The 17,263-nt window shown below is 50.8% G+C and carries 13 protein-coding genes and 1 pseudogene; 8 read left to right on the top strand and 6 right to left on the bottom strand.

The window, feature by feature from the left end; translation table 11 throughout:
* Positions 1 to 10: 10 nt before the first annotated feature.
* From QRN24_RS21970 to cspF, 3 genes are all read right to left on the bottom strand, one after another.
* Complete coding sequence (locus QRN24_RS21970; protein ID WP_032681779.1) at positions 11 to 8,593, bottom strand: GH36-type glycosyl hydrolase domain-containing protein; 8,583 nt, start codon at positions 8,591 to 8,593, stop codon at positions 11 to 13.
* 155 nt (positions 8,594 to 8,748) lie between these two features.
* Positions 8,749 to 8,913, bottom strand: coding sequence for a YnfU family zinc-binding protein (locus QRN24_RS21965; protein WP_213076230.1), 165 nt, complete (start codon positions 8,911 to 8,913; stop codon positions 8,749 to 8,751).
* Between the two features lie 81 nt (positions 8,914 to 8,994).
* Positions 8,995 to 9,207, bottom strand: coding sequence for a cold shock-like protein CspF (gene cspF / locus QRN24_RS21960; RefSeq protein WP_071993114.1), 213 nt, complete (start codon positions 9,205 to 9,207; stop codon positions 8,995 to 8,997).
* Between the two features lie 266 nt (positions 9,208 to 9,473).
* On the opposite strand from cspF, the gene QRN24_RS21955 reads away from it, so the two are divergent.
* The 8 genes and pseudogenes from QRN24_RS21955 (at position 9,474) to QRN24_RS21920 (ending at position 14,863) form a co-directional block, all read left to right on the top strand.
* Positions 9,474 to 9,692 (top strand): cold shock domain-containing protein, encoded by a 219-nt coding sequence (locus QRN24_RS21955; protein ID WP_032681777.1) that lies wholly within the window; start codon positions 9,474 to 9,476, stop codon positions 9,690 to 9,692.
* Between the two features lie 268 nt (positions 9,693 to 9,960).
* Positions 9,961 to 10,188: a hypothetical protein gene (locus tag QRN24_RS21950; RefSeq protein WP_032681776.1), complete on the top strand. Its 228-nt coding sequence runs from the start codon at positions 9,961 to 9,963 to the stop codon at positions 10,186 to 10,188.
* 527 nt (positions 10,189 to 10,715) lie between these two features.
* Positions 10,716 to 11,120, top strand: coding sequence for an H-NS family histone-like protein (locus QRN24_RS21945; RefSeq protein ID WP_024195748.1), 405 nt, complete (start codon positions 10,716 to 10,718; stop codon positions 11,118 to 11,120).
* 52 nt (positions 11,121 to 11,172) lie between these two features.
* Positions 11,173 to 11,334: pseudogene (locus QRN24_RS21940) on the top strand (arsenical resistance protein ArsH); the annotation flags it as partial.
* A gap of 730 nt (positions 11,335 to 12,064) precedes the next feature.
* Positions 12,065 to 12,232, top strand: coding sequence for a hypothetical protein (locus QRN24_RS21935; RefSeq protein ID WP_229216832.1), 168 nt, complete (start codon positions 12,065 to 12,067; stop codon positions 12,230 to 12,232).
* Positions 12,233 to 13,449: 1,217 nt separating this feature from the next.
* Complete coding sequence (locus QRN24_RS21930; RefSeq protein ID WP_020883896.1) at positions 13,450 to 13,806, top strand: KPN_00521 family repetitive protein; 357 nt, start codon at positions 13,450 to 13,452, stop codon at positions 13,804 to 13,806.
* Positions 13,807 to 13,893: 87 nt separating this feature from the next.
* Positions 13,894 to 14,238 carry a cupin domain-containing protein gene (locus tag QRN24_RS21925; RefSeq protein ID WP_032680443.1) on the top strand — a complete coding sequence of 115 codons (345 nt, stop codon included), beginning with the start codon at positions 13,894 to 13,896 and terminating at the stop codon, positions 14,236 to 14,238.
* Between the two features lie 67 nt (positions 14,239 to 14,305).
* On the top strand, positions 14,306 to 14,863 hold the full coding sequence (locus QRN24_RS21920; protein WP_284943068.1) for a YceI family protein: 558 nt from the start codon (positions 14,306 to 14,308) through the stop codon (positions 14,861 to 14,863).
* On the opposite strand, the gene QRN24_RS21915 is transcribed toward QRN24_RS21920, so the two are convergent.
* The 3 genes from QRN24_RS21915 to QRN24_RS21905 are packed head-to-tail and all read right to left on the bottom strand — an operon-like array spanning position 14,855 to position 16,705.
* On the bottom strand, positions 14,855 to 15,643 hold the full coding sequence (locus QRN24_RS21915; RefSeq protein ID WP_063156765.1) for an anti-sigma factor family protein: 789 nt from the start codon (positions 15,641 to 15,643) through the stop codon (positions 14,855 to 14,857). The genes QRN24_RS21920 and QRN24_RS21915 overlap by 9 nt on opposite strands.
* Positions 15,640 to 16,170, bottom strand: a complete 531-nt coding sequence (locus tag QRN24_RS21910) for a sigma-70 family RNA polymerase sigma factor (protein ID WP_284943067.1) — start codon at positions 16,168 to 16,170, stop codon at positions 15,640 to 15,642. Before QRN24_RS21910 ends, QRN24_RS21915 begins: the two co-directional genes overlap by 4 nt.
* A gap of 7 nt (positions 16,171 to 16,177) precedes the next feature.
* The gene (locus tag QRN24_RS21905; RefSeq protein ID WP_032678808.1) at positions 16,178 to 16,705 is read right to left on the bottom strand and encodes a tetratricopeptide repeat protein; all 528 of its coding nucleotides are present in this window, start codon (positions 16,703 to 16,705) and stop codon (positions 16,178 to 16,180) included.
* Positions 16,706 to 17,263: the final 558 nt, after the last annotated feature.

The raw sequence follows: 17,263 nt of genomic DNA, 5'->3' as shown, positions 1-17,263 counted from the left end.
GGGATCAGTGTCAGTTCTGAATGATCTCAACCGTGTGGTTTTGTCCATCATCCTTCAGCGGTATTCTGTCATCAGGGAGGAGAACACCATCCAGCGTCACGCAATATTCTGCATCGCCGCGTGAAACACTAATCTGATAATGGCTTTCACCATATTGATATGCCATAGAAAAAGACGACCACTCATCCGGTAACCTGGCATGAACACTAAAGTCAGTGCCGGAACGTTTTATCCCCAGTAATTCCTCGGTAAGTAAACGCCAGGCCCAGCCTGCGGAACCGGTATACCAGCTCCACCCTGCACGTCCGATATGGGGAGCGACGCTGTAGACATCAGCACTCATGACATAAGGCTCAGCTTTATAAATCCCGACAGAGTCCGCATTCAGGGTATGATTTATAGGGCTGAGCATTGACCAGAGTTGCCAGGCGCGTTCGGCATTCCCCATTCGGGCAAAGGCCATCACTGCCCAGATGGCGCCATGCGTATACTGCCCTCCGTTTTCCCGCACGCCGGGCAGGTACCCCTGTATGTAGCCCGGATTTGGACCGTGTCCGTCGAAAGGAGGCGTTAACAGTTTGATCAGCCCTCCTTCGTTATCCACAAGGTGCTTATCCAGCGCCTGCATGGCCTTTGCGCACCGTCCCGGGCTCGCGGCGCCGGACAATACAGACCAGCTCTGCGCAATCGCATCAATCCGGCAGTCCTGTGAGGTTTTCGATCCCAGGGGAGTACCATCGTCAAAATACCCGCGGCGGTACCATTCCCCATCCCAGGCGTGGGCTTCGAGATTACTTTGCAGGCGCAGAGCCTGTGAACGGCACATCGCGGCGACGCTTTCATCCAGCCTGCGCTCCGCCAGCGCTGCAAACCGCTGCAAAATGTCGTACAGGAAGAAGCCCAGCCAGACGCTTTCACCTTTGCCTTCGATACCCACCCGGTTCATCCCGTCATTCCAGTCACCAGCCCCCATCAGCGGCAGGCCATGCTCCCCGAAGCGAAGTCCATAGTGAATAGCTTTGACGCAGTGTAACCAGAGTGTCTCTTCGGTGCCGCTGATGACCGGCGTGTCATAGACAGACTCTTCACCAGGCTGAAGCGAGCGTCCCTCCAGATAAGGAATGCGTATTTCCAGTGCATCCATATCCCCCGTCGTTTCAACATAGTGGCAAACAGCAAGCGGCAGCCAAAGATAGTCATCGGAACAGCGGGTACGCACACCGTTGCCGTGTGGCGGGTGCCACCAGTGCTGCACATCTCCCTCGATAAACTGCCGTGATGCACAGAGTATTATCTGTTCACGCATCCGGTTCGGAGCAGCGTGGCTCAGAGCCAGCGTATCCTGCAGCTGATCGCGAAAACCAAATGCACCGCCAGACTGATAGTAGCCACTCCGGGCCATAAGACGGCAGGCGACCGTCTGATACAACAGCCAGCCATTAACCAGTAAATTTACGGACGTGTCGGGGGTGTTAACTACGATTTTATCGAGCACATTGTGCCAGTGATTATGAATCCGGTTCAGCTCCTGGCGGACCGTATCCTCGTTCATGTAGCGGGCCAGCGTCTCCTGAGCACAAACATCATTCTCCTCTGCGCCGAGGATAAAAATAAACGTCCTCTGGTCCCCGTCAATTAATGTAACCGCCGATTGCACCGCTCCGCAGGGATCCAGACCGGCCCCCGTCTTACCAGAAAGCTTTTGCAGTTTCATGGCCGAAGGGGCGTGAAGGGAACCATTACGGCCAATAAACTCCCGGCGGTCCCCTGTCAGAGAACAGTCATTACCGCTGACGGCAAAAAATGCAGTTCGGCCGCCACCATTATCACCATAAAAGTTATTCGCAAGCACCCCGCAGCCGGCGGGCGTTCTGGCCACATGTGTCACAATGTGAGGGGCTGAGCGCGTTCGTGTTTCTCCGAGCGTCCACTCTACATAGCCTGTGACGGAAAGTTGACGTGTCCGTCCCGAAGAGTTACTGAGCGTCAGGAGCACCAGTTTAACCGGATCTTCTTCAGCAACCAGGACCGTCAACTCGCTGTCTATACCACTCTCACGATGGGCAAAAACGCTGTAGCCAAAACCATGGCGGGTCAGGTAATCACCGTGTCCGCGAACAGGTAAAGCCGTCGGCGACCAGCACTCCCCGCTCTCTTCATCGCGCAGGTAAAATGCCTCGCCGCTGCGATCGCTCACCGGATCGTTCTCCCACGGCGTCAACCGGTATTCATGGGCATTCTCATACCAGGTATAGGCCTGCCCTGCCTCTGAGATCACGCTGCCAAAACGGGAATTTGCCAGTATGTTCGACCAGGGAGCCGGTGTAAGCGCATTTTCCCGAAGGACGATCTGATACTCCCGCCCATCCTGAGAAAATCCACCGTACCCATTGAAATGGCATAACTGACTGGTATCAGGGCTCCAGTCCGTATGTTGATTACGCTCGCGCACAGCACGCGGAATGAATGCCCTTGCCGGCGATTTCAGGGTATGAATACGCTGGTTAAGCTGCTCAATAATACCCCCTGCGCGGTCATCAAGATAAAGACAGGCCACGCTCATCAAAAGCAACTTATCCTCAGCGGAGAGATGCTCACCGTTGCGGACAAAAAGCCCGCCCTTTTTATCCAGCAGACTGGCTTCAGACCCGGCATAAATTAACTCCATAATCTGATTTTGTAATCCCTGCTGGTAGCCGCCGGGGCTGTTATTCAGGATAACCAAATCAACATTCAACCCTTTCTGTCTCCAGTAACGATGTGCCTGAATCAGTGTGGTCACTGAGGTGATACTTTCCTCGCTGGTTATACTCAGCAGCACTATCGGCAGATCCCCTGAAATTGCCCAGCCCCACAGTCCGGACTGGCCACGCCGGTTGCGGCCGATCGCCTGTCCTTCGGCGCGCAGCTCCTGGACAGGGTAAAGCACAGCGCTGGCGAGACAATTGAACAACGTGGCATCATCTTCACTGGCGTTCATCTGGCGCAATACCACCAGACTGTGAGACCAGGCCAGTTCAAAGACGCGATCGGCGATAGGGTAATCGCGATATTTCTCCAGCAACGCCAGGCTCTGCTGACGGGTCTCGCTGATGCCATAAATGATATCAATCGTAACCGGCTGCCCCGGCTGCAGAATGATGGCGTTGCGAATTGCCAGTATCGGATCCAGCACCGAGCCCGACGTGTTGCTTAGCATCCCTCCCGTCTCTATTGCCTGGGCATTCTCAGGGTTTCTGCCACGTCCAATAAACCTTGCCCTGTCCGTTTCAAACGACACGTTATGTCGGTTATCGCCATGCACCACCATCATGTGAAACAGGCAAGGGCCCGGTTCATCCGGTGAGCGCGGGCGCCGGTGGCAAAGAATAGCGTCACGCTCAGGAGCCAGCTCAGTCTGAATAAACAAATTGCTGAATGCCGGGTGTGCCAGATCGCTGGCATCAGGTGCCAGTACCACTTCAGCATAGGTTGTCAGCTCCAGAGAGCGAGGCTTGCGACCACGATGAATCAGTGTGAGCCGTCGCAATTCAACATCATCCTCCGGAGAGATCACCACCTGAGTTTTGACGCTGAGTCCCCCGAAGCTGCATCTGAATTCTGCCCCCGCATCGGTGAACAACACTTCCTCGTCTTGTCCGCTGGTGTAGCCTGTCGGTTGCCAGGTATTGCTCCACACATCTCCCGTCTGGGTATCGCGGATGTAGCAGAATGCTCCCCAGTTATCACGGGTGGTATCACTGCGCCAGCGCGTTAGTGCAATATCCTTCCAGCGACTGTAACCACCGCCCCCCGCAGTCAACATCAGATGATAATGGCCGTTGGACAGCAGTTGAATATCCGGGGCGGGAGTATCCACGCTATAGAAAATACGGGGTTCATAGCGGACGGGTTTGACCCTGCCCTCATGAGATTCAAAATGACGGCGCGGACTGTACAGATCGACCGCATCCGGCACGCGCTCCTGTAACAGCAGACTCGCTGACCGGAATACCGTGCTGGACATAAAGCGTTCAGTCATGGGGGCGTCAAGCAGCACATGAGCCAGCGCCTGAAATGCCATACCCTGGTGATGCGCCATCCAGGACTGTACCACCGCATAGAGCTGACCGGTTGCAAGACGTGAGGGGGTATAGTCCAGCGCTTCATAAAAACCGTATTCTCCGCGTGCACCATTTTTTTGCAGCCTGAACAGGTTCTCACAGGCTCTCTGTGGGGAAACCATCAGGGCCAGCAGCGTGGCGTAAGGAGCAACAACCATGTCATCGGCAAGTCCCCTGCGCAGACCGAGCCCCGGTACGCCAAATGCCTGATACTGATAATTATGCTGAACATCAAAAGCATGATAGCCAGACTCTGAAACACCCCATGGTACCCCGCGTTCTTTCCCCCAGTGAATCTGGCGCATAACCGCCGACTGACTCATTTCATCGAGCAAGCTGCCGGGCCAGGTGGGCATCACTAGATTCGGCATCAGATATTCAAACATGGATCCGCTCCATGACATCAGGGCAGTTTCATTATCAATCGTGGTAAACAATCGACCCAGCGCGTACCAGCTTTTAAGAGGCAGCTGATTAGTCGCAATGGCAAGAAAACTGGTCAGGCGGATTTCAGACGGCAGGAGATCGTAGTGGCTCTTGTCAGGCATATTGGTGTCACAGTTATAACCGACGCTGAGCAGACTGGTTGCTTCACTGTACAGAAAGGCGAAATCCATCCGGGCATGCTCATCCAGCCGCTGTTCCAGCTCGGTGATAATATTGAGTCGCATTCGGGCCTGCTCCGCCACTGACGCCGGAGCCATTCCTGTACCGGTTAATGTCGGACGGGCAAGCTCGCTCAGCGTCGGCAGCGTCTGTTCATTCCAGGATGCAGGCAACCAGCCAAGCAACAGAGACCACTCATGGCAAAGCTGAACCAGTTGATGCTCCAGATGTCCAGCCCAGCGCATCTGAAGAGGAGATCCCTGATGACATGCGCTGGTCAGATGGTTGCACTGGGTGCGCATGCTTTTCAGTTCGCTGAAAAGCGCCTGCGGAGAGAGCGACACCGCGTTCAGGCAATGCTTGCGCAGCAGTCTCAGGCTGTCAGGTGGGTTCTTACCCCACTGTTTTTCCAGAATATCCAGCGTATCGTTCAGTCCTGCCAGTATCTGTTGGTTGCTTAAAACAGGCTGATGACGCATGGCGGACAGACCTGCACGCAGGGTCAATAAATGCCCGGCCATATTGCCGCTGTCGACGCTGGAGATATAGCGTGGACTTAGGGGGACCAGCGTACGGGTGTCATACCAGTTGTAGAGATGGCCCCGGTAGTGCTCCATTTTATCCATCGTGTCGAGCGTGAGCGACACGCGCCGGAGCACCTCTCCGCCAGGCAGGTAGCCAAAGTCCCATGCCGTCAGGTTAGCCATAAGTGAAAGACCAATATTGGTAGGAGAAGTTCGGTGTGCCACCGTCGGTTGTGGTATTTCCTGATAATTATCAGGCGGAAGCCAGTTCTCTTTTGCTGTGGCAAATGTTTCAAAAAAAGCCCAGATTTCACGGCTTGTCTGGCGTAACAGCTGTTTTTGTTCCTGGTTAGGCGAAAAAACCTTACGCACGGGCTGGCGACTCAGCCAGCTCATCAGCAGTGGTGCCACACACCATACCAAACCGATCGGTAACGCAATCCCCAGCAGCTGTGGGGCAAATTGTCCGGTCAGTATTGTCAGCGCCACGCCACCGGCAACGTTCAGCCACATCGCCTGATAAAAACGTGCAACAGTGGGTCTGGCCTGACTGCTGTCCTGGCTGTGGCTGACCCACTGGCTGAGGTGACGCCTGTTTATCCCCAGTCGCCATAGCGTCACGGCGATCGCTTTCAGCGAATATCCGGCTTCGTGCGGCAGTATCGCAAAATTAAGGCTGATACCTGACAGACGCTTTAGCGCGCCCGCCCCCACCAGTAACAGATGCGGCTTCACGCGGCGACGCAGAGGTTTATGCAGAAGGTCGTGGCTAATGCAGAGGATGGTTGGCAACAGCCATATCAGCAACAGTATGCCCAGCCAGTAAACCGGATTGGGTACCCAAAGCAGAGTGAAGAACAGCAATACCAGTAAGGAGGGGGCGACCAGACTGCGACGTAGATTATCGAGTAATTTCCAGTAAGAAAGCGCGGTCAGCGGATTCCTGCCCCGGGTTCCATCGGCTTTTCTGACGCGTGGTTTCAGCCAGTTAAGTAGTTGCCAGTCACCCCGGATCCAGCGTGAACGTCGTGCAACATCCGACAGATAATTATTAGGATACTGTTCGTACAGTAATACCTCGCTCAGCAGACCCGAACGTGCATAGCATCCTTCAAGCAGATCGTGGCTGAGTACCAGATTTTCTGGGCAGATGTTGGTAGTGGCCTGCATAAAAATATCAACATCGTAAATCCCTTTGCCCACAAACGAGCCTTCCCCAAAGAGATCCTGATAGATATCCGAAGACATCATCGAATAAGGGTTATTGCCCGGTACGCTGCTGCGCAGGGCTGCGTAACGCCCCTGACCGTTGCGTGGTATCTCCTCCGCAAGACCGGGCTGTAAAATACCGAATCCTTTGACAACCCTCTGGCGTACCGGATCATACTCAGGCGTATTCAGCGGATGCGCCATCGTCGCGACGAGTTTGTGTGCCGTATCGCGCGGGAGCACCGTATCGCTGTCCAGGGTAATGACGTATTTTATGTGACCCGGTAAAAGGTGGGCAGGCATCTCTGCAACGCTGACGAATTGCGTTCCGGGATGGCGCAACCAGCTGTTCAGTAACGCCAGTTTTCCCCGCTTGCGTTCATAGCCCATCCACGCTCCTTCCGAGGGGTTCCATTCAGGCTGGCGATGTAACAGATAAAAACGTGGTCGGCCGGAGGGGTAGCGGCGATTAAGCGCCTGCGTATCGGCGATAGCCTGTCTGAGCAGCGCGTGACTTTCCGGCGAGGGTTCATTTTCAGAATCAGCAAAATCAGTGAGCAGCGCGAACCTGAGATTTTCGTTTTCATTCCCTAACCAGCAGACTTCAAGACTGGTGAGGAGCTGGCTGAAACTTTCGTGGCTGGTCAACATGCAGGGAATGACTAACATGGTGGCACTGTCAGCGGGAATCCCGGCTGAAAAATCCATCCCCGGCAAGGGTCGAGGAACGCGAAAACGGGTGGTTGCATCACTGAGTAAATCGCTCATTAACTGAGTCAAAGCGATAATCAGAGGCAATATCACCGCGATCAACAGCCAGTCTGTGCCCTGCATGGCGGTTTCGTGCAATATTGCTGCGGTCGCTGCGGTTGTCAGCAGCGTCAGGCTTCCAATCCATGACAGCAGGGTTATTCTGTTGAAACTGTGCCGCAAGCGTAGGAGCCTTGAGGCGTCTGCCAGGAGATGAATATCCAGCGCCTGTCGACCTTCGCCCGCAAGATAATAACCAACATGATGTTCCGGTGTATCGGGCGCTTTTTCCTCTGAAAACGCCAGCACTTTCTCTGCAACCTCAGGCTCGCTGAGACCGCTGTCTCTGGCCAGAACCTCCACTACGTGCCGGTAATGATCCCGGGTATTGAAGTGCATCCGGGGATAGATGCCGGCAGGATCATTGCGTAATGTCTGTTCGACAACGCTTATCGTTTCGGCGAAATCAGCCCAGTCCGTTTCACTCAATAATCGCAGGCCCGCAATGCTGTTACTTACGGACAGCTGGCTGGCGGCAAGCTGCTGATTGAAACTATGTATGAGAACGTCAGTGGTGATCCCCTGTTCCCGAAGGCACTGATCAACCCAGGTCAGAGGTAACGACAGCGCGTTGCCATGCCCCTGCAGGCGCCGCACCAGCTCTGCGACAAACGCACTGGTTAACGGAGGCCGGGAGCGCGCCATATCGGCAACCACCATGATTAAATCACCAGGCGCACTCTCTGCGCATTCGACAATCCTTGTTATCCACGTATCGGCAAGGTTTCTGTCTTGCTGCGCTTTTATCACTTCCATACTGATACGACGAAGATTTTCAATCAGCGCCAGGCGCAGCATTCCCGGTAACGCCCAGACTTCACCCAGCGTCAGCGGCGTCACCTGTTGATAGGCAGTGAGATAGCTGGTCAGGCTGGCGGCATCCCAGCGGCCATCGCCGTGAGCAATAGCCTCTGATGCAATATGATAAATTCGTGGGCAATTCAGCGGCGATACCAGCGACGGAAGACCTTTGCCAAAGCTTTTCGGCAGATGCTGGCGGACAGTGCGGATTTGTTCCTCAATCAGATAATAATTGTCCAGCAGCCATTCACCAGCGGGCATGATACTAGTCTTTTTACCCGCGTTAAGCTCATAGCAGTTTTGGGTAATGACGGCCTCATTGTCGCCAAGCCGTTTCAGAAGATAATAAGGATGCTTATCCGGTGATACTTTATGAGTCCGCGCCAGCTTCTGGCCGTAGCGTTCCATCTGGACGGTCGAAAAGAGTTCTGACCGCGGCGAGCTTTCACCGGCAGGATCGTTCGCCGAAAACGTTATGTTTTCGGCAGCATTCATCAGTATACGGGAGCGGTTAAACCACGCTCTGGGGATCATTTTCATAGCATTGCTCTGATGCGACGTTAGCGCGCAGGAGCAGTTGCGAAATCAGTTCAGAAACGTTCTCTCAGGATGGGCGTCAGGCATCAGGGATTTAACAGCTGCCGGAATCTAACATAAGTATAGGACATGAGCTCTGTTCTGCGGTTTTGGTCGAGCTAGCGTCGGGAGATAAACAGAGCCTTACATCCGGGGCAAAGCATGGTCTGGTTGAGCCGGATTTTTGACAACGGTTGTACTGATTTTAAGCCACAAACAGGACAGGCAGCTGTGGCAGTAGACGCACTGCTGAAGAATTTCATTGCGTAATTGATAACAGACATAACCATTAACCTTTCAATGAATGAGCTTCACCGTACCACATGTGGTTAAGTTTTAATCTATCTATTTTGACACACTGAAAATCAGGAAAGATAAATGTTCGCAGCCACAGGCCCCCTGAGACCGTTTATCCGGCAAAATTCTATGCGCCTTCCACGGATGAGTAATTCTGATTCGCGGGAGTTAACGGATGAAATGTGAAGCAGAACGTCTTTTCTTCCATCAGATGGGATGATGAGGCCTTTACCACTAAGAATGTCAAAGCTTTTGACAATTCCTGTCATTTTATGGGACAAGTCAATTCCTTATTAAAAACTCGTAAAGACTATACATTGAAAATGGCATTCAGCCATTTTTATTTTCCCAACAGGACCTCTGGACGGCTAAAATATAATTTTCTTATAACGATTCCTTGTGCCTTAATGAATCCCATCAGTTCGATGCACTAATGAAAGTTAGATATTTTCCGGGCAGTTCTCATTACCAGGCGCTATCGTTGATATCCCCTCTTTTTGAGTCCATACGTTTACTATCAATACAATGATGCATAACTGGAGTCAGTATGACCTATAGAATTACAGGCCTGGTAAAATGGTTTAACGAAGACAAAGGTTTTGGCTTCATCTCTCCTCTTGATGGCAGCAAAGATATCGTTGTCCATTTTCCTAAGCTTAATGTCGACAACTTTAAAACTTTATTTGAAGGACAGAAAGTTGAATTCGCCATTCAGATCGGAGACAAAGGTCCTGCTGCTGCAAACGTAATACTTTGCGATAAATAAATCAATGTGGGTTTGCGATAACGATGAAGGATTATCCCTGAGTAGACAGACCCATAACTTAAATCAGTGGAAAATCGTTTATTCTTAATATCTGATCAGCATACTTTTCACAATTATGAGTGCGCTGACCGATGTTATGAAGTGCAGGACTAATGCATAAAAATTTTAAAAGCACAAGCTAACCGCAAGTTAAATAAGAAGTGCGTAATGGCTTTGACCTTAATGGCATCTGCCAGTTAACACCCACAAGAGAACAGGGTAATAGAATATGATTAAAGTCCTTGTTTTCTTTAATGCTGAATCCTGTAAAGTCATGACCGTTCTGGAAGGTATATCCTCTATCAGGCAGGAATATCCAAACGGTGAAGATACACATCTTCGGATTATGTCTGCAGGTTTTCCTTCCTTAACTGGCGATCATGGCATTGTTTACGTGGCTACTGACAGGGAGTTAACGTCACAGGAGATATTTGATGCGGCCAGGAAATATTTATAGCATTTTTGTTATGCTCTCTGATTCACGTTTAATTGCATGCTTACCCTATTTATCAGAATCGAACAAAAAATGAGTTAAAAAAATTTATGGCCTGCTAACAGCAGGCTTTTTTTTTACATTTGAAAAAAATACAGGTGTCTATCCCCTGTGTGCCATCTTGCCATTTGTGAAAAAACTTACTAAGCGGCGGCGCTAATTCACTAAATGTCTCTCCTGATTTAAAACTCATCAGGTATGACTGAAGCAATAAGTTATGAGGGTATAAAAAGGCTCTTCGGATGACTCCTGGCATCATCGTTTTAAGTACCTTTAAAAATGCATGGACATTTCGTAGGGGTTAGAATTTAGTTCTTGCACATTCTTCTTGATTTTGTCTTGCGATAAGAGATTTATATCAGTAGTCTAAACCTCGTTAATAACAATATGTACCAATCGGATTAAAATGCTCAGTAAGAGAAATCGGGTTGATGAGCAACCGTCGATATTGGTATTTGCTGAACAACGAAAAAATTTTTAAAGGTCTCTTTATGTCAGATGCTCTTACACAGTTAAACAATATCCGTACCTTACGCTCTCAGACTCGTGAAATGTCATTAGATGTGCTGGAAGATATTCTGGAAAAGTTTAAAATTATTCTTATAGAACGACGAGAAGAAGAGACATTACGTCTTGCAAATGAAAGTCAGCGCCGCGATAAACTGGAAACACTTCGTCAGATGATGCTTGATGAGGGTATCGACCCCTCCGAACTTATGGCTGCTATTGGCTCTCCGGGTAAGTCTAAAAGGACGCGCTCCCCCCGCCCGGCGAAGTATCGATATACTGACGAAACTGGAGAGTCAAAAACATGGTCAGGTCAGGGGCGAATGCCGAAGCGGATCTCAAATCTGATTGCTGAAGGTGGGGAATTAAAAGATTTTGAAATCAGCTAAAAAAAGCCGGGTATAACCCGGCTCTTTTTTGTATAGGCCGCAAGTTGCCTTAGAGAATAGTCGAGAAACATTTAGTTCCGTCGATGTAGCCGAGGCGCTGTTTAAAATCACAGTGCTGCTTAAGGGACAAACCGGTTATCTTGCAGATCGTTACAGCGAGCGAAAAGAGAGCCATCAGGAGCTTTCATTCCGAGTCAATCAGGACAAAAAATAACGTATGTTCTTCGTGAATCCATACTGCATGAGCTTAACAACGTCCGTTATTGGCACATAGCGGCCAGAGTTGAGGTGGGTTGGTCCGCTCTAAGCGAGGAGAAGAAATCACAGTCGTTGTCACAACAGTTGAGGGTCAACTTAAGTTGTTCTCTGTTACTCAACGGTGAGCAGGTCAAGTCTGTTTTTCAGTGTGACGACCCAACTAGATATCATCACGCACAGTCACTATCTCGTCTCATTTTTCTCATCAAAGGGAGAAAAAACTTTTAGGCACCCAAATAGGCACCAGCAAAAAGTTGAACTAGTAGTTACCAAAGTAAATTCAATGGATTAAAAAACCAATTCAGACTCCGCCAGCCCACCAAAATTCTCCATCGGTGATTACCAGAGTCATCCGATGAAGTCCTGAGAGCCCGCACGGCGCAAGCCCTGCGGGCTTTTTTGTGTCTGTCGTTGTCCGAGGGCAACCAGCTTAATCCAGAAAAATTGATGTAGCTCTCGCGTTTAGGAAAAGGGCTCGTCGTGCCCTCGATTGCAATTTCTGTTTACGAAATTTATACCGCTGAGAATAAGGTCTCAGAATCGGGGCGGCAAATAGCGATTAACGCCGCAGACTGCGTAATGGCGGGATTGATGTGTGGGCCAGATGCACCTGTTTGTGTACTTATTGGTGGTTTTGTCAGCGGTGCTCTTGCAGTATGGGAGATGGGTAGTGTGTGGAATTGATTATGCAACAGGTTAATTCAATATCTCTGGTAAAGGGTCAGGAAGCGACAGATTTATCCCAGGCGCAGCCTAACGTAGTGATCAATGGCAATAGCACAGACATTATTGCACCAGGGCAAATACTGGTAGCAGCTGTTCAGGTTAATGATCATCGCTATATCTTTTTTTAACGGATGACATTATTTTCGAGGAGTCACTGACAATTGCTCTTATCGATGTTAAGGATGGCGTTAAAGAAATCGTCCGTTTGGGTAATGAGTATTCTACGGGAAGTTTTGAGGTATTATCCGTTACAGTAGATAGTATCAATTTCAGATTCATTGGTAATTTTCTCTGGACAGTCAATACCGTCGACTCCCCGTGCTTAAGGCTTCCTTTTAGTTCAGACCCCAAGGGGGTAAAACGAGAGGCTTGCCTAAAAATACATAATGATTTCAGCCACTCCTGCGCCAGAGAAAGTTCGTTGATGCGACTTTCTGCAAAGCGCAACGTCTGTACGTTAACATTGTAAAGGCACCGACAAGACCTCTTATTATGTAGCTCGTAAAGCTACATTCTCCTGGAGGTGCCAGTGTCTATTCACACGCTCAATTTATCCAGGCATAAGTCTGGAAAAACTCAGTAAATCAACATCCTTAACAGAATCTATAGTTCCGGAATTACACCACCCGCGTATACTGCATTCACGCCACCGAAAAACACCTCAACGCAAAAGGATTCGCACCCATGACAGCGTCCTCAAACCGCATCGCAAGCCAGGCTATCGTGGCTCTCACGTTATTGCTCAGCGGCTGCGTTTACCATGATTATCCCTCCCCTCGTATTGAGGGCACATTGAATAACGCAGGAAAACCGCTGCCCCGGGTAACCGTTTCGTTAGTGGAATTCGACCGACACATTGCCACGACACAAACGGATAATAACGGGTATTTTTCTTTCGTACCGCAGGGAGACTGGCATGTTTTTATACCCATCGGACCGCAAGATCGCCTGAGTAGCTGGACACTGACAACAATCGACCCTCAGGGACAAAAACGCGATATTTACACCTCCCGACGCTTTGGCGGGCCTTTTTCAGGCTATTCCAGGAACGACAGCGTGAAACTGTTCTGCGAACTCTCCCCAACAAGCGGGGAGAGTCAAAATATATTTTGCGAAGCTCAGTGAGTTAATTAACTTTACTCATGGCCAAAAGCCACCAGTAATAGGGATATGCATGCCCCTGGTACACGGCATTGAACCTGAAAATAATTAATTCCTCTGCGTAACTAAATACGCTTCACGGTATAACGCCAAAATAACATTACAGTTTTTTCCTAAAGCCACGCCGCTTCGTCTGTGCCATGCTGAATCACGCTCATAACCGATAACGTTAAATGAGGATATTATGAAAAAAACAATTATCGCATTATCTGCCGTTCTGCTGGCTTCCCCAGTATTTGCTGCGACCACACATGCAACTGACGATACCGTCGCTGCGGCGAAGGCAAACGCCAACGACGCGAAGCAAAAACTGCACGAAGAGCAGAATAAAGGCGAAGAGCTGAAGCTGAAACAGAAGCATGCTGCAGAGGGTAAAACCGAAAACTTAAGCAGCAAGGTCAGCGAAGATTCCCAGAAAGCCTGGCATAAAACCAAAGAAGGTACCGAGAAAGGGTGGGATGCCACCAAAGAAGGTGCTGAGAAAGGCTGGAATAAAACCAAAGAAGGTGCCAGCGAGCTGGAAAAGAAAGTCACTGAGTAATCCCTTCGAGAGGCCGCAGACGCGGCCTTTTTTATTCCCTCCTGCCCTGCTCCCTGCAGACTAAACTTGACTCAGGGGGACTCCATCATGAACAGCGAACACACCGCACCTGAAACCCAGGGCGTTACCGTTGAATTACTCTCCGTCGTCGATCTGGGTCCGGAAATAGCGGGCATGGCCGGGCGCCAGCTTCGCATGCGCAGAGTCACTCTCGCTCCCGGCGCGGTCTTTGGTCCGGTGCATAATCATATCGACAGACCCGGCACCGTATTTATCCTTGAAGGAACCATCACCGATCATCGTCACGGTATTGCGACTGATTACGGTCCCGGTGTCGGCTGGCCGGAAGATCACAACACGGTCCATTGGCTGGAAAACCGGGGTCCGGTAACCGCCGTCGAGATCTCGGTGGATATTATTAAGACGTCCTGACGCCTAAAGCCGAATAGATCCCCGGGGTTGCGCGTTAACGCCTTGCCACCCCTAAAGAGATCCTGAGATGTTGCGACGCCTGGTTATTCTGTTCGTGTTGCTCTGTCCGCTGGCGCAGACCGCCCCGCAGAGCTATACCATTGATACTGAAAACACCGCCATACGGTTATCCTGGCACGCCTTCGGGGGGATCCTCTCCTGGGCCAGATTCAGTGGCGTCACGGGTTCCGTAACGCTTAACCCGGAGAAGGATATCGATGACCATATTCATGTCACCCTTCCCGTGGCCACCCTGGTTGCCTCAAACAGCCTGCTCACCTGGCAACTGAAAAGCGACATGTTTTTTGAATCTGAACGTTATCCTGTTATCGAATTTATCAGCTCACGCGTGGTCGCTCAGGGTTCAGGAACGTTCAGGGTGTTCGGAACATTGACCGTACGCGACATTGCCCGCCCGGTCATTCTGGACGCCGTCGTGAAAGATCCGCACGCGCCGGTCCTCACGCTGGATGCGACAACGACCATTTCGCGCGCGGCCTACGGCATGGATAAATTTGCGCTGGTCGTTGATGACAGGATTGCCATCACCATTGCGATTCAGGCTAACGGTATCCCGTCATCCTGAAATCAGGCTTTGCAGCTGCTCTGCACTGCCCCGCAACTGTGGGAGCGGGTTGCGGCCGATCAGCACAAACTGATATCCCGCTTTCTGCCACCACACCAGGTTCATGTCGTGCCGCTGTTCCTGTTGAGCGGCTGTCGTTGTCTGCTCTGTCGGGGAGATGCACAGCGCCATCGGGCCATAGTCGGCATTTATCCAGGCTATTTGCGCGATAGAGGTGGTTTCATAGCGCAGTATGCGGACCATTTTAAGTTCTGCTCCATGCAGGATAAGCTGTGACGCCTGAAGTTGCAGGCCGATATCCTGCGCTGCCCGTTCCAGCCCACGCTGCAGAACATGCGGCGCGCTGTCCATATCCAGCAATGTCTCTACGCTGTAAAGCGACATGTATTGCGCCTCGAGGTCACGAATATGGGCGTTTTCATCAGTAGGTGCGAAAGCGGGTCGCAACCCATATCCCACGCCGGAACCGACCACCAGGAAACTGACCGACGCGGCAATGAGTGCGCGCCGGCTTACGCCAGCCGGGGTAGCGGGCTTCGGATCGGGCAGTTCCGCCAGCCGGGCCTGCATTTTCTCCAGAGGAGCATCATCCAGCATAGCGGCAAACGCGCCGGGGTAATCCGCATTGCTTTTCATTAACTCGGCGGTCCGCCCGGAGAGGCGCTCGTCACGTCTCAACTGTTCTTCAAATTTTTGCGCGTCGGCATGACACATCTCGCCATCTATCCATGCCACGATAGCCTCATCGTTATAGGGCGCTGTAAAACGGTGCGCGTTCAAGAGCGTTTCTCCTTAACCGGGGGCAAGGCATCGGCAGACGCTGCCAGCGTTGCCCGTGCCGTCGCCAGTCGGCTCATTACGGTACCGATCGGCACCGCCAGGGTGTTCGCGGCTTCCTGATAGGTAAAACCTTCGACATACACCAAAAAAACCGTGTTGCGCTGGGCTTCCGGAAGTATGTTGACACGCTGCATCACCTTCAGGTAATGCAGGTGCGTCTCATCCTGTTCACGGGTATCCGGCGCCAGAAGCTCGTCGCTGGCGACAAACCCCTGCCCCTGACGAACATGGCGTGCCCGAAGCTCAGAGATCCAGATGGAGTGCAATATCGCAAACAGCCACCTGTCGATACGCGTACCGGGCATGTACTGACTGCTTTTTTCAAGCGCGCGGACGCAGGTGGACTGAACCAGCTCTTCGGCGACATCCCTGTTTCGCGACAACACCAGCCCATAACGCCAGAGACGTGAGAGGTGTGCGGCTAACTGTTGGCGAACCTCACGGGTAGCGATGTGTTTTCCCTCCACGAGAAAATCAGGATTCCGGATGTCCGTTAATGGCAGCCTGCAGGTCACGGTACTCTTCACAGGACTGGCCGCAAATACCGGCAATCACTTTCAGTTGCTCTTTGGCCAGATCCGGACGTCCCTTGACCATCCACGCCTCGCCCAGGTATTCACGGGCTTTGGCATAATCCGGGGCGATAGCCAGCGCACGCTGGTAGTAACCGATACCTTCATCCGTACGACCCAGTTTGCGGGTGGCATACCCGCGATAGTTCCATGCTTCAGCCGTGTTGTTATTTTTTAGCGAATCAAGAAGGTTCAGCGCCGCCTGGTACTCGCCTTTTTTAGCAAGGTGATAGGCATAGTTGGTTTTGTCCTGATCGCTAAGGCTGCTGCTCTTATCGGGCACACATTTCTGAGTTGCACTGTCATACACCTGTCCGGACGGACAGTCGGGAGTTTTACTCTCGGTACTATTATCGCCCATCGCCAGCGCGAGAGGAGACAACAGGGAAAAAATCAGCACCGGGATCAAACGCACAGAGGTCGTGTTCATAAAAGGCTCCAGGGTGAATGGGAATGACGTCAGTAAACGCGTGAGCGATGCATTTTATTCATTCCCGGGCCCCTCTTTTTATCTCAGAATCATGTTGACGTCGTATCCCCATTAAATGTTGAGCGGGATATTTTATCTTTACTCCCTGTTAGTTATTATTTTTCTCTCAGTAGCAGAATCCCGGCACCGCACAAGAATATATTTTTAATTAATTACCAACATAATATATGTTATATCAAAAACGTTACCCTAACTTAAACGCACATTAAGCCGGCATAAACAATAGCGTTTAACGCCATCCTATAAAAAGTCCCCTGCTAAATATTTATTCATGGCAAATGATAAAACACCGCAATTTACAAACAACTAAAAATACAATAAATACAACAAGTTATATTTTTTTAAATTATAATAACCAGCTATGAATTAATGCCCCCTTCAACGCTTCACACAGTGTTTACAGATGCTTAATTTGCACATTCAGACTTTTCTGGCTATATCATTTTTATATCGTCAAAACCAATACCTCTATTAATTACAGGGTTTTATACAACACAA

It is taken from the genome of Enterobacter sp. MEB024, from assembly GCF_030209635.1.
Taxonomy (GTDB): Bacteria; Pseudomonadota; Gammaproteobacteria; order Enterobacterales; family Enterobacteriaceae; genus Enterobacter; species Enterobacter ludwigii.
The sequence above is the reverse complement of the archived record's forward strand: the minus strand, read 5'-3'. Positions and strand labels throughout refer to the sequence as shown.